At 60.0% G+C, this 17,409-nt stretch carries 14 protein-coding genes and 1 pseudogene; 13 read left to right on the top strand and 2 right to left on the bottom strand.

All coding sequences use genetic code 11. The features are described from left to right. Positions 1-41: 41 nt before the first annotated feature. From F3089_RS11965 to F3089_RS11955, 3 genes are all read left to right on the top strand, one after another. Positions 42-875: an SDR family oxidoreductase gene (locus F3089_RS11965; protein WP_151441026.1), complete on the top strand. Its 834-nt coding sequence runs from the start codon at positions 42-44 to the stop codon at positions 873-875. A gap of 152 nt (positions 876-1,027) precedes the next feature. Beyond that, positions 1,028-2,851, top strand: coding sequence for a long-chain-acyl-CoA synthetase (locus F3089_RS11960; protein WP_151441025.1), 1,824 nt, complete (start codon positions 1,028-1,030; stop codon positions 2,849-2,851). Between the two features lie 12 nt (positions 2,852-2,863). Further along, positions 2,864-4,255: an amidase gene (locus F3089_RS11955; RefSeq protein WP_151441024.1), complete on the top strand. Its 1,392-nt coding sequence runs from the start codon at positions 2,864-2,866 to the stop codon at positions 4,253-4,255. Here F3089_RS11955 and F3089_RS11950 read toward each other — a convergent pair. Continuing rightward, positions 4,252-5,229 (bottom strand): NADPH:quinone oxidoreductase family protein, encoded by a 978-nt coding sequence (locus F3089_RS11950; RefSeq protein ID WP_151441023.1) that lies wholly within the window; start codon positions 5,227-5,229, stop codon positions 4,252-4,254. The two genes, F3089_RS11955 and F3089_RS11950, sit on opposite strands and share 4 nt — an antisense overlap. 343 nt (positions 5,230-5,572) lie before the next feature. Here F3089_RS11950 and F3089_RS11945 point away from each other — a divergent pair. From F3089_RS11945 to F3089_RS11910, 8 genes and pseudogenes are all read left to right on the top strand, one after another. Then, a pseudogene (locus F3089_RS11945) lies at positions 5,573-6,679 on the top strand (PQQ-dependent sugar dehydrogenase). Positions 6,680-6,742: 63 nt separating this feature from the next. After that, positions 6,743-7,402, top strand: coding sequence for a fumarylacetoacetate hydrolase family protein (locus F3089_RS11940; RefSeq protein ID WP_192497368.1), 660 nt, complete (start codon positions 6,743-6,745; stop codon positions 7,400-7,402). 18 nt (positions 7,403-7,420) lie between these two features. Further along, the gene (locus F3089_RS11935) at positions 7,421-8,740 is read left to right on the top strand and encodes an ABC1 kinase family protein (protein WP_151441021.1); all 1,320 of its coding nucleotides are present in this window, start codon (positions 7,421-7,423) and stop codon (positions 8,738-8,740) included. Between the two features lie 275 nt (positions 8,741-9,015). Next, on the top strand, positions 9,016-9,414 hold the full coding sequence (locus F3089_RS11930) for a GtrA family protein (protein ID WP_151441020.1): 399 nt from the start codon (positions 9,016-9,018) through the stop codon (positions 9,412-9,414). Continuing rightward, positions 9,407-10,429, top strand: a complete 1,023-nt coding sequence (locus F3089_RS11925; RefSeq protein ID WP_151441019.1) for a glycosyltransferase family 2 protein — start codon at positions 9,407-9,409, stop codon at positions 10,427-10,429. The genes F3089_RS11930 and F3089_RS11925 overlap by 8 nt, the downstream gene beginning before the upstream one ends. Then, the gene (locus tag F3089_RS11920) at positions 10,413-11,867 is read left to right on the top strand and encodes an ArnT family glycosyltransferase (protein WP_151441018.1); all 1,455 of its coding nucleotides are present in this window, start codon (positions 10,413-10,415) and stop codon (positions 11,865-11,867) included. The genes F3089_RS11925 and F3089_RS11920 overlap by 17 nt, the downstream gene beginning before the upstream one ends. Next, positions 11,864-12,601 carry a response regulator transcription factor gene (locus F3089_RS11915; RefSeq protein WP_151441017.1) on the top strand — a complete coding sequence of 246 codons (738 nt, stop codon included), beginning with the start codon at positions 11,864-11,866 and terminating at the stop codon, positions 12,599-12,601. The genes F3089_RS11920 and F3089_RS11915 overlap by 4 nt, the downstream gene beginning before the upstream one ends. Then, positions 12,598-13,869 (top strand): sensor histidine kinase, encoded by a 1,272-nt coding sequence (locus F3089_RS11910; protein ID WP_151441016.1) that lies wholly within the window; start codon positions 12,598-12,600, stop codon positions 13,867-13,869. Before F3089_RS11915 ends, F3089_RS11910 begins: the two co-directional genes overlap by 4 nt. 309 nt (positions 13,870-14,178) lie before the next feature. On the opposite strand, the gene F3089_RS11905 is transcribed toward F3089_RS11910, so the two are convergent. Further along, positions 14,179-15,588: a D-2-hydroxyglutarate dehydrogenase gene (locus tag F3089_RS11905; protein ID WP_151441015.1), complete on the bottom strand. Its 1,410-nt coding sequence runs from the start codon at positions 15,586-15,588 to the stop codon at positions 14,179-14,181. Between the two features lie 162 nt (positions 15,589-15,750). Between F3089_RS11905 and serA the strand changes: the two genes are divergently transcribed. Together serA and F3089_RS11895 are read left to right on the top strand one after the other, a co-directional pair. Further along, positions 15,751-16,980 (top strand): phosphoglycerate dehydrogenase, encoded by a 1,230-nt coding sequence (gene serA / locus F3089_RS11900; protein ID WP_151441014.1) that lies wholly within the window; start codon positions 15,751-15,753, stop codon positions 16,978-16,980. A gap of 20 nt (positions 16,981-17,000) precedes the next feature. Continuing rightward, positions 17,001-17,282 carry a sll1863 family stress response protein gene (locus tag F3089_RS11895; protein ID WP_151441013.1) on the top strand — a complete coding sequence of 94 codons (282 nt, stop codon included), beginning with the start codon at positions 17,001-17,003 and terminating at the stop codon, positions 17,280-17,282. Positions 17,283-17,409: the final 127 nt, after the last annotated feature.

Raw genomic sequence — 17,409 nt, 5'->3', positions numbered from 1 at the left:
GTCTCTGCCCAGGGGTCGCCCAATCCAGGAGAAGAATTACAATGACGAGCACGCTTTACGGAAAAACCGTCTTCATCACCGGCGGCAGCCGCGGCATCGGCCGCGCCATTGCCCTGGCCTGCGCCCGCCAGGGCGCCAATATCGTCATCGCGGCGAAGTCCGATGAACCGCACCCCAAGCTGCCCGGCACCATCCACACGGTGGCCCAGGAAGTGGAAGAGACAGGCAGCAAGGCACTGGCATTGAAGCTGGACGTGCAGGACGAGAACCAGGTCAAAGAGGTCATGCAGAAAGCCGCCGACCATTTCGGCGGCATCGACTGCCTGGTCAACAACGCCGGCGCTATCCGCCTCCAGGGCGTGGCCGACCTGCCGGTCAAACGCTACGACCTGATGCAGTCGATCAACGCCCGCGCGGTCTTCGTCTGCTCCCAGGCCGCCCTGCCCTGGCTGCGCGAATCCGACCACGGGCACATCCTGAACCTGGCGCCCCCCATCAGCCTGAACCCGAAGTGGTTCGCCAGTAACGCGCCCTACACGGTGAGCAAGTACGGCATGTCCATGCTTACCATCGGCATGGCGGAAGAGTTCCGCAAGATGCCCATCGCGGTGAACGCGCTCTGGCCACGGACCCTGATCGCCACCGCCGCGATCGAGTTCGAGGTGGGCGGCCCGGACCTGATGGCGAAGGGCCGCAAGCCCGAGATCATGGGCGACGCGGCCGCCGCCATCCTCCAGCGCCCGCCCTCGCACACCACCGGGCAGTGCCTGATCGATGACGATGTGCTGGCGGAAGAGGGTGTAAGCGATCTGGAGCACTATCGCTATGACCCGAACGGGCCGGAGCTGATGAAGGACTTTTTCCTCGACGATTGAGACTTCGTACTAAGAGGGGGAGCGGGGAGTCCTTCACGGGAAACGCTGTAAATACATCCCTGTACGCTGCTCTTCCGCCATCCATGGCTCCAGAGCTTCCCGTGAAGGACTCCCCGCTCCCCCTCCTCCAAACGCCTCGATATAGGATCACCATGACCACGGATCAGATCAAAGCAACTGACGTCATCCGCAAAGTCCCCGGCCTCATCCGCAAGGCTCCCTACATGGCCCGGGGCCTCTACTACTATTCAATGAGCGACGACGAAAAGGCCCAGAGCATCGGCACCTTCGTCGAACGCAACGCACGCCGCCACAGCGAAAACGCTGCCATCCACTACGGCGAGCAGACCCTCACCTGGCACCAGTTCAACCAATGGGCCAACCAGTACGCCCACTGGTTCCGCAGCCAGGGCCTGAAACGCGGTGACACCATTGGCGTTCTGCTTGAGAACCGCCCGGAACTCCTGGCGGTCGTCACCGGCGCGGGCAAGATGGGCATTGCCTGTGCCATGCTCAATACCTCGCAGAAAGGTGACGTCCTCGTACACAGCATTGGTCTGGTCGAGCCGGAAAAGGTTGTGGTGGGCGAGGAACTCCTGGACACGTTTGAAGCCATACGGGACCGCGTCACGCCGGAGGGTGACAACACCCTGCTGTACCTTGCCGACCGGGATACCCGCAGCGACTTCGGCGACGCCCCAGAGGGCTATACCAATCTCGCCGAGGCCATCAGTACCGTCGATACACTGGATCCCGCGCCCAAGGACCCACCCCGGCTCGGCGACACCGCCGTCTACATCTACACCTCCGGCACCACCGGCCTGCCCAAGGCAGCCCCGAGCAGCCACCGCAAGTTCTTCAAGGCCAGCGGCAGCTTCGGGCTCATGGCCCTGAACATGACGCCGGACGACGTGCTCTACTGCAGCCTGCCCTTCTACCACGGCACGGCACTGCTGGTATGCTGGGGCTCCGTGCTCTCCGGGGCCTCATCACTGGTCATGAAACGCCGGTTCAGTGCCAGCCGCTTCTGGGATGACGTGCGCTACTACGGCGCCACCACTTTCGGTTACGTGGGCGAACTCTGCCGCTACCTGCTGAACCAGCCAGCCACCTCCCAGGATCGCAACCATCCACTGCGTAAGATGATCGGTAATGGGCTCCGTCCCTCCATCTGGAACGAGTTCAAGGAGCGCTTCGGTATCGAACAGGTGGCGGAGTTCTACGCCTCCAGCGAAGGCAACATCGGGTTCACCAACGTCTTCAACCTCGACTGCACCGTGGGCATGTCCACGGCACCCTACAAGCTCGTGAAGGTGAAGGAAGGCACCAAGGAACCCATCCGGGACAACCAGAGCAAGCTGCAGGAAGTCGCAAAAGGCGAGCCCGGCCTGCTGATCGGCGAGATCAACCAGAAGTGGAACTTCGAGGGCTACACCCGCAGGGAGGATACCGAGAAGTCCATCATTCGGGACGCCTTCAAAAAGGGCGATGCCTGGTTCAACACCGGCGATATGATGCGCGACATCGGCTGGCGCCATCTCCAGTTCGTCGACCGCATGGGCGACACCTTCCGCTGGAAGGGCGAAAACGTCTCCACTAACGAAGTGGAGAACATCATCGACGGCTTCGGGGGCTTTGAGGACATTGTCGTCTACGGCGTGGCCATCCCGGGCCATGACGGCAAGGCGGGCATGGCCACCCTGGTGCCGCGCGACCAGGCGCCGGATCTGGATGCCCTGCACCGCTATCTGAAAGACAACCTTCCGCCCTACGCGGTGCCTGTCTTCCTGCGGCTGACCGAAGCCATCGAGACCACCGGCACTTTCAAGTACAAGAAAAACGACCTCCAGAAGCAGGCCTGGCACCCGGGCGACGAAGGCGATCAGGTGTTCGCGCTACTGCCGGGCGGCAACGGTTACCAGGAACTGGACAAGGCCACCGTGGCAGCCATCGACCGCGGCGAGATCGCCTTCTGAGGGAGAGTATCGATGACAGATCCAACGCCGAAGATCCATGCCTTCCAGGACGATGCCCTGGGCAACGATGATGCGGTAGCGCTGAAGGAACGACTCAAACGAGGCACGGTTTCCAAGCAGGACGTGACCCGGGCCGCCATCGAACGCCTGCGCCAGCTGGATCCACAGCTTAACGCTCTGGTGGCGGAATGCTTCCACGAGCCACGGCAAAGTACCCCGGGTCGAAACGGCAGCCTGTCCGGCATCCCGTCACTGCTCAAGGACAACACCGACCTCAAGGGGATTCCCAGCCGCCATGGCTCCGCCGCCATCCAGCCGCACCCGGCCAGGCACGACGGCGCCTACGCAAAGGAATTCCTGGCTGCGGGCCTGACTCTGCTTGGCAAGACGGCTCTCCCCGAGTTCGGTTTCAACGCCACCACCGAACCGGCCCACGACGAGCCGACCCGCAACCCCTGGAACCCGGCATTCTCAACCGGCGGTTCCTCAGGTGGTTCCGCGGCCATGGTCGCGGCTGGCGCCGTCCCCATGGCCCATGCCAACGATGGCGGTGGTTCCATCCGCATTCCCGCTGCCTGCTGCGGCCTGGTCGGGCTCAAGCCCACACGCGGGCGCCATGCTGTCAGTGAAACCGCCCGCCCACTACCGATCAATGTGGTCAGCGAAGGCGTGGTCACCCGCACGGTCCGTGACACTGCTCTATTTCATGCCGAAATGGAACGCGTGCACCGCAACCGCAAACTACCGCCCATCGGCCATGTCCAGGGGCCGGGCCAGAAGCGGTGCCGCGTGGGCCTGATGCCGGACTCCATCAACGGCACCCCGACCGACGAGGCCACCCGGCGCGCCGTGGAGGACACCGCCCACCAGCTGGAGCTCAACGGCCACCGGATCGAGCCCGTGGCCCCACCGGTGGATCCCTCGTTCCCGGAGGACTTCAAGCACTACTGGGGCATGCTCTCATTCCTGGCTACCAGCGGGGGGCGATTCGCCTTCGGCAAGGGCTTCGACGCAGACCAGGTGGACGGGCTGAGCCGTGGGCTCTACCAGCGCTTCCGCCGCAACATGCACCGCCTTCCGGCCATCATCACGCGGCTCAAGCGCACCCGGAGTCAGTACGCCCGCTTCTTCGAGGACTACGACATCCTGCTCTCACCGGTGCTCGGCCACACCACGCCAGAGCTCGGCTGGCTGCACCCGGACGTGCCCTACGACACCCTGATGGAGCGCCTTTCCGCCTACGTAAGCTTCACGCCCTACTGCAACACCGCCGGCGGGCCGGCCCTGTCCATGCCCATGGGCTGGACCGAAGCCGGCCTGCCCATCGGCGTCCACCTGGCCGCCGGGCACGGGCAGGAGCGGTTGCTGCTGGAGCTGGGGTATGAACTGGAGATGGCGGGTTAATCCGCCACCTTCAACACAATCTTCCCGGTAGCACGGCGCTCACTAAGGCCGTTCAGGGCGTTAACGTAATCCTCAAAGGGATGCACCTCACTGACACGCGGCCGGATCCTGCCCTGACCATAGAGCTTCAGCAGTTCCATGATGTTCTGCATGTTGGTCTCGGGCTCTTTCATGGTGAAGTTGCCCCAGAACACGCCCACCACGGAACAGCCCTTGAGCAGGGGCAGGTTGGCCGGGATCTGCGGAATATCACCAGCGGCAAAGCCCACGATCAGGTGGCGACCGTTCCAGGCCATGCAGCGCAGTGCCTGCTCGGTGAAGTCGCCGCCGACAGGATCATAGACCACGTCCACGCCCTGGCGCGCACGGCTCTTCACGGCATCCTTGAGGTTCTCCTCGGTGTAGTTGATCAGCTCATCCGCACCGGCCTCCTTCGCCACATCCAGCTTGGCCTGGCTCGAAGCCGCTGCAATCACGTGCGCGCCCATGGCCTTGCCCAGTTCCACCGTGGCCAGACCAACACCGCCACTGGCGCCCAGCACCAGCAGCTTTTCGCCCTCCTGAATGTTCGCGCGCTGCTTCAGGGCGTGGTAGGAGGTGCCGTAGACCATGGAGAAAGACGCCGCCTCCTCATCACTCATACCCTCGGGAATCGGGATCAACTGCCCTTCCGGCGCCACAATCTCCTCCGCGAAGGCGCCGTAACCGGTCAGCCCCATAACCCGGTCTCCGGGCTTGAAGCGGGTCACTTTCTCACCCACCTCCAGCACCTCGCCGGCCATCTCACCGCCCGGCGCAAACGGCATCTGCGGCTTGAGCTGGTACTTGCCCTCGATGATCAGTGTATCCGGAAAGTTCAGCCCGGCCGCCTTGACCCGGACCTTGACCCCACTACCCTTAACCTCGGGTGAATCCAGTTCGCCGATCTGGAGTTTATCGGCGGGGCCGTATTCGTGGCACAGAATGGCACGCATTACTCAATCTCCGTGTAGTCGTTCAATCTTGTAATCTGGAAGCCACGTGACGCTTGAAGGGCGGGAGCGGGGAACGCTTCACGGGAAGCTCTGGAGCCATGGATGGCGGAAGAGCAGCCTACAGGGATGTACTCGTGGCGATTCCCGTGAAGCGTTCCCCGCTCCCGCCCATGCAACCAGCTGACAATCAACGTAATCCCCTGGGTGACATCAATCAAATAAATATCGATCATCCACAAGCATCAACAACCCTTATAAATGACCACTCCCCCTGCCCCAAATCCGCCCAAGTCACGTACAGTCAGTACGGAGCCAGTCAAAGACTGACCCATACGGAGGCCCCATGAACCCCAGCAAGCTGCTTATCCTGGCCCTCGCCCTCACGTCGGCCCCATGCACCGCCCAGAGCTTCGAATCCGAGCACCACGACTTCCAGGTCGAGACCGTTGCCGAAGGGCTGGAACACCCCTGGAGCATCGCCTTCCTGCCCAACGGTGACGCCCTGGTCACCGAGCGCGCCGGGCGCCTGCGCCTGATCGAAGACGGTACCCTCCGGGAGGACGCCATCGGCAACGTACCCGAGGTTGCCGCCCGGGGCCAGGGTGGCCTTCTGGATGTGGTACTCCACCCGGACTTCGAGGAGAACAAGGAACTGGTCATCAGCTACGCCCACCGCAACAATGAGGGCATGACCACCCGCGTGATGCATGCCACCCTCAGGGATCACCGCCTGACAGACCGCGATGTGATTTTCACCGCCGAGCCCCGGTCCGGCACCTCACGCCACTTCGCTGGCCGCATGGTCTTCGACGACCATAACAACCTGTACATCGCCGTGGGTGATCGCGGGCAGAAGCAGCGGGCACAGAAGACCGATGACGATGCCGGCGGCGTCCACCGCATCACCCTTGAAGGCGACCCCGCGCCGGACAACCCCTTCCTGGACGACCCGGATGTGAACGACACTTTCTATACCTATGGCAACCGCAACATCCAGGGCATGACACGCCATCCGGACACCGGCGCCATCTGGAGCCACGAACACGGCCCCAAGGGCGGTGATGAGATCAACATCATTGAAGCCGGCACCAATTACGGCTAGCCCGAGATCACCTACGGCATTGATTACGACGGCAGCATCATTTCCGAGAAAACCCACAAGGAAGACATGGCCCAGCCCCTGCACTACTGGGATCCCTCCATCGCGCCCTCGGGCATGGCCTTCTACACCGGCGAGCTGTTCCCCGAATGGCAGGGAGACCTCTTTATAGGGGCACTGGTCATGGAGAAGCTGGTGCGTGTGAGGCTGGATGGTGAAGGGATTGTCCAGGAAGAAGACCTGCTGACCGACTGGGGCGAGCGGATCCGCGCCGTGGCCCAGGGCCCGGATGGCGCGCTGTGGCTGCTGACCGACGCACCGGATGGCCGTGTGGTACGCCTTACTCCATGAAGCGACCATAGAAGGTGCTATAGTCCGCGGTCAGTCGAACCAGGATTGGAGATAGCGATTATGATGCCTCGGGCGCGCTTTCAGGACGGCAACTGCAATGACACCCCCATCACCAAGGTGGTTTGCGTGGGCCGCAACTACGCCGAGCATGCGGCGGAACTCGACAACCCCGTGCCCACGCAGCCGCTGCTGTTCATCAAGCCGCCCTCGGCGGTAACGGAACTGGAAGCCGGTATACCGCTTGCCGCGGTGGACGAGCCGGTACACTATGAGGCCGAGCTCGCGCTTCTGCTCGGCTCACGCCTGAGCCACGCCACCGAGGAAGACGTTGAAGGCGCCATCTCCGGGCTCGGCCTCGCCCTGGACCTGACCCTCCGCGAAACCCAGAGCCAACTCAAAAAGAACGGCCACCCCTGGGAAATCGCCAAGGCCTTTGACGGCGCCTGCCCGCTCTCAGCATTTGTGCCGAGGGAGCAGTTTCCCGCCACCCGGCGCTTCCACTTCAGCCTGCACATCAATGGCGAGGCCCGCCAGCATGGGGACACGGCCGACATGCTGAAACCCATTCCGGCCCTGGTGTCGTATATGAGTAAGCACTTTACGCTGGAACCCGGGGATGTTGTGCTGACGGGAACACCAGCCGGCGTGGGGAAACTCGCGCCCGGTGATGCGCTGTCCCTCACCCTGGAAGACCGGCTGAGCATTGAAACCACTGTATCCTGAGCGGAGTCACGCCACTTCATGAGCCGCAAACCGGTAACAACCCGTACCGGGCGCTTCTTCCGACTGGCCGGAATGACCGGCTCCGTCGCTTCCAGCTACGCCGCCCGCAAGGCCCGTGGCTTGTTCAGCGAAGAGAGCGAGGAGAGCCGCCGCGACTACTACTCCCGCATGGCGGAAGAGATCGTCGATACCCTGGGCGAACTCAAGGGCGCCGTTATGAAGGTCGGCCAGATCGCCTCCCAGACCCAGGATTTCCTCCCCCGGGAACTCACCGACGCCCTGCAGCGCCTCCAGAAAGAAGCGCCAACCATGGAGTTCGCAATCATTCGCGACCAGATCGAGCAGGAACTCGGCGAAACGCTGGAGAGTCTGTTTGCCTGCGTGGACGAAACCCCCTACGCTGCTGCCTCCATAGGCCAGGTCCATGCCGGGAAGCTGCACGACGGTCGCGAGGTGGTCATCAAGGTCCAGTACCCCGGCGTCGACCGTTCCTGCGACTCAGACCTGCGCCAGCTGCGCACCGCCCTGCGCCTGGGCGGTCTGCTGAAAATGCCCAAGGAAAGCGTCGACGACCTCTTCAACGAAATCCGCGACCGACTGCACGAGGAACTCGACTACGAGCACGAAGCCCGCAACATCCAGTGTTTCGCGGACCAACACCGGGGCGACGACGGCATCCTGATCCCCGAGGTCATTCCCGAGCGCAGCTCACGCCGCGTGCTTACCATGGAGAAGGTCGAAGGCGATCACATCAGCGAGGTCACGCGCGAACGCTACGACCAGGACACCATCAACCGCATCGGCCACCGCATCTTCCGCACCATGGCCGACGGCCTGTTCCGCCACCGCTGCATCCACGGCGACCCCCATGCCGGCAACTTCGCCTACCGGCCCGACGGCACCGTGGTGCTCTACGACTTCGGCTGCGTCAAAAGCCTGCGGCCCTCAACAGTCGCGGCCTACCGCAACTGCATTATCGACGCCCTGAATGAAGACTACGCCGCGCTGGACCAGCACCTCATCCACCTCGGCGCCCGCGTGGAAGACCACCCGCCGGTGGATCCCGAGTACTACGCCATGTGGCGCAACATCTTCCACCAGCCCCTGGACCCGGCCAACCAGCCCTACGACTACGGCCAGTCCGACATCCACCAACAGGTCGCCGCCAACACTCGCACCGTCTTCCAGTACCTGGACGCCTTCAAGCCCCCGGTCGAAAGCATCCTCATCGACCGCATGATCGCCGGCCACTACTGGATGATGAAACGCCTGGGCGTGAAGACCGATTTCAGGCCGCTGCTGGACGAGTACCTTAATAGCGGTGAGGAACAGGGATAGACGTCAGCCTCCAGATAGTTGACCAATTTCCCATGAAATATATCCAGGCGGTCCCTTTATCCACCGGTCCGTGCGGTAAGAGATGCTGCACGCACACACATTTGACGTACAACCGTTGATGCTGCCCGAACCGATTGATCGCCTGTACTGCACACGACGGTGTCGCTACTTACCGGTTAATGACATCCTCTGAATTCAGATACTTACGCAGTCTTTATTTTTCCCTGACTTTTTCTGAACACCCATTTTATACCTCCCCCAGTAAGCTTGTGGTTATGAAAACACAAGCGCTTTCTCTGGCCACAATCTGTCTTCGCGTAACGCGTTTTCTCCTTTGCGGGGGGCTGTCAACGCTTGTGCATTGGGCGTTTATGGGGTTGCTGATCCAGCAAGGGGCCAACGCGTTGTGGGCTACCGCTGTCGGCGGCGGAGCTGGCGCTCTGGTCAACTATGGCCTGCAGCGGCGAATCACCTTCCGTTATACCGGCCCCCATGGCCGGGCGTTTCAGCTGTACCTGATCTCCTGTCCGGCAAGCTGGTTTGCCAATCTATGCATTTTTGCCTGGCTCCATCAGTCACTGGCGCTTGACGTCATGTCATCACAAATCCTGACAACCGCGGTGGTTGCTGGCCTGAATTACCTCATGTTCGAGAGGGTCGTTTTCAATGATTAGAGTCCATCCCGCGCAAACCCATTCCTCAGCGTTGCTATCCATCATCATTCCTTTCTGTAATGAGCGCGAGATGCTGCCGCTGCTGCTTGAACGCCTCCACCCTGTTGCCGCTCAACTGGCTATGAACTGTGAACTGGTATTCGTCGATGATGGCAGTACCGATGGCAGTGCGGAGTTTCTGCTTGAGCGTGTCCATCAGGATGAACGCGTCCGTCTGGTCCGTTTAAGCCGGAACTTCGGCAAAGAAGCGGCCCTTACTGCGGGTATAGACCATGCTGATGGCAACGCCGTGGTGATCATTGATGCTGACCTTCAGGACCCGCCTGAGTTGATCCCGACAATGGTTGAGCACTGGCGGGATGGTGTTGATGTTGTCCTGATGCAGCGCCGCTCACGTGAGGGAGAAGGCTGGTTCAAGCGGTTCAGCGCCTACATGTTCTACCGGTTTCTGAGTCGAGTCTGTCGCCAATCCATTCCCGTGGATACAGGTGACTTCCGGCTCATGAGCCGCCGCGCGGTTAGCGCACTGCGCAGGCTGGGCGAGCGGAACCGGTACATGAAGGGACTGTTTGCCTGGGTTGGCATGCCGACTGTCGTTCTTCCCTACGACCGCGATCCCAGGGCGGCTGGCACGACCAAGTGGAACTATTTCGGGCTGCTGAGTCTGGCGCTCGAAGGCGTGACTTCGTTCTCAACAGCGCCCCTTCGCTGGGCAACCGGTGCCGGCGTTATTGCCGCAACACTGGGGGCGCTTTTCGGCGTCTGGATCGTTGCCAAAGCTGCGCTTTTCGGTGAGACCACCAGTGGCTACCCATCGCTGGTTGCAATCATCACCTTCCTGGGCGGCATCCAGTTGTTAGCGATCGGTATTGTGGGTGAGTACGTGGGGAAAACCTATATGGAATCAAAGCAGAGGCCTGTGTACCTCGAACAAGAGGTGGTCGAGAGCACTCCCGAGCCACAGCGTGCAAGCCAACCGACTCAGGAGCGTCGCGAGTATGCTCAACTGGGCTAAGAGCGCGGGGTTCTGGTTTGGACTTCTGACCGTGATTCTGGTGAGTCGCTGGTTGAGCATGGTCGTGTTTCCCTTTGCTGATACAACCGAGCCGCGCTATGCGGAAATTGCTCGCCTCATGGCTGAGACAGGTGACTGGATCACGCCGTGGTTCAAGGCAGGCGTACCCTTCTGGGGTAAGCCGCCTCTATCCTTCTGGGCTCAAGCCGGCGCAATCAAACTGCTTGGTCTTAACGAGTTTGCGGTCCGGTTTCCGTCGTGGCTGAGTATCGCCGCCGTGGTCTGGTTGACATGGCATTATGCCCTGACCGCGCATGGCGCAATAGTGAGCCGGTGGTCGGCACTCATTCTGTCCACCATGGCGCTTACCTATATCAGTGCGGGCGCGGTGATGACAGACCCGTTCCTCACACTGGGAACCACGTTGAGCCTGGTCAGTTTTGGCATGGTTATCGCACATCAGGCCGCCGTCTGGCGCTGGCTGTTTTTCGTTGGGCTCGTGATCGGGCTGCTGTCCAAGGGGCCGCTGGCTCTGGTCCTGGTCGCGGTGCCAGTGTCGCTAACGATCATCACTCATCGGCCCTGGTATTCGTACCTGCCTGATCTCCCATGGGTCAGGGGAACGATAATCACGCTCGGACTGAGCTTACCCTGGTACATTGCCGCAGAGATCAAGACACCAGGTTTCCTCGACTATTTCATCATTGGCGAGCACATCAAGCGATTTCTTGATCCAGGCTGGACGGGCGATTTGTACGGCAATGCCCATGTCCACCCGAAAGGCATGATCTGGGTATTCTGGACGTGGGCCTCATTTCCATGGGGCATACTTGCAGTTGGGGGACTGCTGGTTGGCGTTATTCGGGGCTACCATCGCAGGCTTTTAAGCCACCTGAAGCATGAGCACCATACGTGGTTCATTACACTGGCGGCGCTGACTCCCATGCTGTTCTTCTCGCTCGCCAGTAATACTCTCTGGACGTATGCTTTGCCCTCGCTTCCCTTTTCTGCAATTCTCATCGCCAGAGGCGTCGCGGACTGGGTAAAGGAGCGCAGCCACTTCCACAAGGTTGCCCTATCATTAGGCGCCGTCGCGCCCCTGATCCTCACTGCATTTGCGATCAGCATGGCGATGAACGAAACGGCGTTGAAAACAGAGCGCCCAATCGTTGATCACTATGAGACAGTCCAAAAGCCAGGGGACAGCCACCTTTTTTACCTTGAGGAACCGCCATTTTCGGCTCGGTTCTACTCCCAAGGAGAGGTGCGTGAAATCACACCTGATGACCTACTACGCCTATACCGTCATGACCACTTTCAGCGTTACTTTGTTACTGCTCCCAAGGACAGACAAAAAGCGGTTATGGAGAGACTGCCCGACGCCACGAAAGTGGTGGACGAAGACCGGCGATACGTACTAATACGGCTAACCCAATGACGCTCAAATCCAACGGTTTTTCAGAAACGAGACGCCGCTTGCGAGTCCTTTTTGTCGAGGATCAGGTCGATCTGGTCGAGAACCTGTTCGAGTTCCTGGGAGAAACGGACTACGCGCTCGACTTTGCACCCGACGGTCTGACCGCTCTCCACCTTCTGGCCACTAACGACTATGACGTGATCGTGCTGGATCTTATGTTGCCAGGAGTTTCAGGCTTCGACGTCTGCCAGCGAATCCGCCAGGACCTGCAATGCGCCACCCCGATCATTCTGATGACCGCGAGGGGTGGGATAGCCGACAAGGAGCAGGGGTTTTCCTCGGGTGCTGACGACTACCTGGTCAAGCCCTTCGACCTGCGCGAGCTTCAGCTTCGCATTGACGCGCTGTACCGCCGATATCAGCCGAGAAGGCCCGGCACCACCGCAGGCAATGTCCATTTCGATCCCGGCACGCTGCAGGTGGAAATGAATGGCCACAAGGCAGAGTTATCCGGCATATCGGCTCAACTGTTTGAATTACTCATCCGTGCCTACCCAAATTTTCTCTCCCATGAGGAGCTCACCGAATCCATCTGGGGCGACAGCGACGGCGATGAAGGGCAAACGCTTCGCACCCACATTTATTCATTGCGGCGCATCCTGGAAAAGTCTCTTGGTTATGGCCTGGTGAAAACCATTTATGGCCGCGGTTACCGGCTTGATCCTCCGGATGATGAGGAGGCATTCCAGAAGTGAAACCTTCCCTCTCAAGACGCCTCTTCTTTTATCTGTTTGGCGTCAGTCTGGTGACGACACTTCTTTCAGGCCTTTTCATCGAGCTTTTCTATAACAATATGGAAAATGCGATTCTGAGTAATGAATTGGCCAAAGAGCAGGCGTTTTTTCTGGACCAGATTGAAGGGGCCACACCCCAGAGCTGGTCAACCGCGAGACTTCGCGCCTTTTATCTGCCAGATGGACACAGTGACAAAGCTCTGCCCGAGTATCTGCGGGACAAACCAGCCCCCTACTCCGGAGAGATTGGACTTACCCATGCTACTTACCTGGTACGCGTGCAGAGCGTTGAAGATCCCCCAGGCCGTCTTTTCCTTTCTCAGGACATCTCCATCATGGAGAGTCACGAACGCCTGACCCAACTGGTTCTGATCGGCATCCTCCTGGTTATGGTTGCGGTCGGGTTCTTGCTTTCGCGCCTCAGTGCCAGGCACTTGGTCAACCCACTGCGCAACCTTACTGCCGAAATTCAGGCCACTGAGCCCGCAAAAGCCATGCGGCGGCTGAACACCCACTATAGTGACCGGGAATTCGCCGATATTGCCAATGCCTTCAACCGGTTCCTGGACGCCATTGAGCATTACGTCGAGCGTGAGAAATCGTTTGTAAAACTCGCCAGCCATGAGTTCCGCACCCCCCTTGCCGTAATGACCGGAGCGCTGGATATCCTTGAGCAACGCAAAACACTGTCGGATGCCGACCGCCGAACCCTGGCCAGGATCCGGGGTGCCACTGACGACATGCACTCGGATGTGGACATCCTGCTCAAGCTCTCCCGAGGGCATGTGGATGCCGACGAACCCTGCAGACTCAACCTTCAGCACAGCATTGAAGAGGCCCTGGAAGAGCTGGAGAGCAGCCAGAATGACTATCACGCGCGGCTTCGGTTCGTTCCGGATGATCGGGCTCAGACGGTAACGGCCGACCCATCCCTCGTGCGGATGCTGTTGCGTAACCTGTTGCTGAATGCCTTGAAACACACCCGCGACGTTGTGGAAGTGAAACCTTTCGCAGGCGGGGTGAGTATCCGAGATTACGGTGAGGGCTTACCTGAGCGTGTTGCTACTCAACTAAGCCAGCGGGCCACGCCCTCGTCAGGTAGTTTTCAGGAAACGAGCTTCGGATTGTTGATCGTTCAATTGATCTGCGAGCGGCTTGGCTGGATACCCAACGTTGTCCAGAGTGGACAAAGTGGGACAGAGATTGAGGTTTGGTTTGACGGCCATTAACTGTTGATAGTGCGGATCAACCAGCCCGCTCGATAGCGATAGAGCAATGCCCCCATCCGGGCTAGCGAAACAACAGACCAAGCTGTTTGTTATGGGTCAGGTGCCGGATAAATCCTTCCTGACCCCATAATGCGGGACTAGTCCGGGAGACCCCACGTAACAGCGCAACACTGATGAAGTGAGCCGGAGTAGGTTTCCTGCGCCCGGAAACGCAGCTAAGATGGAGGAAAGCGGGCGCTGAAAGCAGCCCCCTGTTCGTTATCCGCAACAAACCAGAAGCCACCTTCAGCGCCCCGCGGACAAACTGAGTCAGTCCGCGTCGATCAGCTTACCCGGGTTCATGATGCCGTTGGGGTCAAACACCTTCTTGATCCCCTTCATAACAGCAATCTCCTCGGCACTCTTTGTAAACCCGAGGTACTTCTTCTTCACCATCCCCACACCATGCTCCGCGGAAACACTGCCCTCATAACGGTGAACGATATCAAACACCAGATCGTTCACCGTCTCACAGCGCTTGAAGAACTCCTGCTTCTCCATATCCGCCGGCTTGAGGATGTTCAGGTGCAGGTTGCCGTCACCAATGTGGCCGTACCAGATGATCTCGAAATCCGGGTACTCCTTGCTCACCACCGAATGGATCTCGTTCAGGAACTCCGGCACCTTCGAAATCCGCACTGACAGATCATTCTTGTAGGGCGTATGCGGCGCAATGGACTCCGAGATCCGCTCCCGCAGCTGCCACAGCTTCTGTGCCTGGCTCTCGCTCTGGCTGATGACGCCATCAACCACCCACTCCTGCTCCACACAGTGCTCGAACAGCGCCATGGCCTCCTCCATCACACCCTCGGAGGTCGCCTCGAACTCCAACAGCGCGTAGTAGGGGCACTCGGTCTCGAACGGCCGCGGCACCTCCGCGTGCGCCTGGACGTGGGCGATCGCCTCATTGGAGAAGAACTCATAGGCGGTCAGATCCAACTTGGAGCGGAAGCTCTGGAGCACATCCATGGTATTGCTCAGGTCATTCAGCCCCAGCACCATCACCGTCAGGTTGGATGGCTGGCGGGCCAGCTTCATGGTCGCCTCGGTAATGAAGCCCAGGGTGCCCTCGCCGCCGATGAACAACTGGCGCAGGTCATAGCCGGTGTTGTTCTTCTCGAGCCCGTTGTTAAGCTCAAGGATCTCGCCGGCGCCGGTGACCACCTTCAGGCCCAGTACCCAGTCACGGGTCATGCCATAGCGGATCACCTTGATGCCGCCCGCGTTGGTGGCGATGTTGCCGCCCAGCTCACTGGAGCCCGCCGAGGCGAAGTCCACCGGATAGTACAGACCCTGCTCGTCCGCGTACTGCTGCAGCTGCTCGGTCACCACGCCCGCCTCGCACTGCACCAGACGGTCATTGGCATTGAAATCGAGGATCCGGTTCATGCGATCCATGGCCACCACCAGTTCACCGTTGGCGGCGACAGCGCCTGCGCTCAGGCCGGTGCGGCCACCGGAGGGCACCAGCGCCATGTGCTGCTCATTGGCGTACCGGACGATGGCCTGAACCTCCTCCGTTGATTTCGGCAGCACCACAGCCAGTGGCGCCGGGTCGTAGATGCGGGTCCAGTCGCAGCCATAGGCGGCCAGATCGTCAGGGGCGGTCAGGACCTTACCACCGTCGGTAAGAAGTCCTTCAAGTGTCTGCGGATCGAACGCCGTTGCCGTTGTACTCATAGCGTCAGGATTCCTCCAGGAGCTGTTCAAAATCCGACCAAAAGTCGGGAAAAGATCGTAAGCTATGCTACCATAGCTTCTCCAGCAATGCGGCGAAGACCGCAACTTTCTGATTTCACTTTATTTTTTCGAAAACTCTGACTCAGACGGGAATTTTCTGTCATGGCTAAGACATCACTCGACAAGAGTAAGATTCGCTTTCTGCTTCTTGAGGGCGTTCACCAGTCGGCCGTGGATGCACTGAACGCAGCCGGCTACACCAACATCGAACACATCAGCCACTCCCTGCCGGAGGACGAGCTGCTGGAGAAGATCAAGGATGCCCATTTCATCGGCATCCGCTCCCGCACCCAGCTCACTGAGAAGGTGTTCCAGCACGCCAACAAGCTGGTGGCCGTGGGCTGCTTCTGCATCGGCACCAACCAGGTCGATCTGGAAGCCGCCAAGAAGCGCGGTATTGCCGTTTTCAACGCGCCGCATTCCAACACGCGCAGCGTGGCGGAGCTGGTGATCGCACAGACCATCCTGCTGCTGCGCGGCACTCCCGAGAAAAACGCCGCCGCCCACCGCGGTGTCTGGACCAAGTCCGCCAGCAACAGCTACGAAACCCGGGGCAAGAACCTGGGCATCATCGGTTACGGCAACATCGGCTCACAGCTGAGCGTGCTGGCCGAATCCCTGGGCATGCATGTCTACTTCTACGACGTCATCGCCAAGCTGTCACTGGGCAACGCCACCCAGGTGAGCTCCATGAAGGAGCTGCTGGCGATATCCGACGTGGTGACCCTGCACGTCCCGGAGACCGAATCCACACGCAACATGTTCGGCGCCGAGGAGCTGGCCCAGATGAAGCAGGGCTCCATCCTGATCAATGCCTCGCGCGGTACCGTGCTGGACATTGATGCCCTCGCCGACGCCCTGCGCTCCGGTAAGCTGCTTGGCGCGGCCGTGGATGTTTTCCCGACCGAACCGAAGTCCAACAACGAGGAGTTCGTCTCCCCGCTGCGTGAGTTCGACAACGTCATACTGACCCCCCACGTGGGTGGCTCCACCGTGGAGGCGCAGGAGAACATCGGCTCCGAAGTGGCCGAGAAGCTGTCCACCTACAGCGACAACGGTACCTCCGTGGGCTCGGTGAACTTCCCGGAAGTGGCCCTGCCGGAGCACCCGAACCAGCACCGGCTGCTGCACATCCACGAGAACATCCCGGGCGTCATGTCCGAGATCAACCAGATCTTCTCCGAAAATGACGTCAATGTGTGTGGACAGTACCTGCGCACCAATGATCAGATTGGTTATGTCGTGGTGGACGTCGACAAGGCGTACAGCGATGTGGCCCTGAAGAAACTCCGTGAAGTGAAGGGCACCATCAAGGCACGGGTACTGTTCTGACACACTCTGGGAGGTGTGACATGTCACTGAAGGATACGCTGATCCAGAAACTGGAAACGCAGGTTGAGAGCTGGGAAAGCCGGCTCGAGACTCTTCGGGCGCAGTTCAATGAGTACAAGGCCAAGGCGGAGAACCATCAGGCCACGGAAGAACTCAAGGAAAAGACCGCCAAGCGTATTGCGGACCTCAAGGAGGATATTGATACGGCCCGCACACGACTCGAGGAACTTCGCGCCAGTGGCGAGTCACGCCTCAGTGAGCTCAGGAGCAAGGTTGAGGACTTCCTGAACCGTCGTTCCTGAACCTACCCCCGGGACACCCGCCCAGCCGGGTGTCCGCCTTCTCCTCCCCCTTTTATTAATTCCGTAAGCGAATATCAAAATGAACAATAAGGCTTTCTGGTAATATGGGCCAGTGGTAGCCTCTCCC

The organism is Halospina sp. K52047b (assembly GCF_008709855.1).
Classification (GTDB): Bacteria; Pseudomonadota; Gammaproteobacteria; order Pseudomonadales; family Oleiphilaceae; genus Halospina; species Halospina utahensis_B.
Note: the sequence above shows the minus strand (reverse complement) of the source record. Positions and strands in the feature narration are given on the sequence as shown.

Coding starts and splice junctions, on each gene's coding strand:
- F3089_RS11965 (WP_151441026.1), top strand. CDS start 42: ATGACGAGCACGCTTTACGGAAAAACCGTCTTCATCACCGGCGGCAGC.
- F3089_RS11960 (WP_151441025.1), top strand. CDS start 1,028: ATGACCACGGATCAGATCAAAGCAACTGACGTCATCCGCAAAGTCCCC.
- F3089_RS11955 (WP_151441024.1), top strand. CDS start 2,864: ATGACAGATCCAACGCCGAAGATCCATGCCTTCCAGGACGATGCCCTG.
- F3089_RS11950 (WP_151441023.1), bottom strand. CDS start 5,229: ATGCGTGCCATTCTGTGCCACGAATACGGCCCCGCCGATAAACTCCAG.
- F3089_RS11940 (WP_192497368.1), top strand. CDS start 6,743: ATGCCTCGGGCGCGCTTTCAGGACGGCAACTGCAATGACACCCCCATC.
- F3089_RS11935 (WP_151441021.1), top strand. CDS start 7,421: ATGAGCCGCAAACCGGTAACAACCCGTACCGGGCGCTTCTTCCGACTG.
- F3089_RS11930 (WP_151441020.1), top strand. CDS start 9,016: ATGAAAACACAAGCGCTTTCTCTGGCCACAATCTGTCTTCGCGTAACG.
- F3089_RS11925 (WP_151441019.1), top strand. CDS start 9,407: ATGATTAGAGTCCATCCCGCGCAAACCCATTCCTCAGCGTTGCTATCC.
- F3089_RS11920 (WP_151441018.1), top strand. CDS start 10,413: ATGCTCAACTGGGCTAAGAGCGCGGGGTTCTGGTTTGGACTTCTGACC.
- F3089_RS11915 (WP_151441017.1), top strand. CDS start 11,864: ATGACGCTCAAATCCAACGGTTTTTCAGAAACGAGACGCCGCTTGCGA.
- F3089_RS11905 (WP_151441015.1), bottom strand. CDS start 15,588: ATGAGTACAACGGCAACGGCGTTCGATCCGCAGACACTTGAAGGACTT.
- serA (WP_151441014.1), top strand. CDS start 15,751: ATGGCTAAGACATCACTCGACAAGAGTAAGATTCGCTTTCTGCTTCTT.
- F3089_RS11895 (WP_151441013.1), top strand. CDS start 17,001: ATGTCACTGAAGGATACGCTGATCCAGAAACTGGAAACGCAGGTTGAG.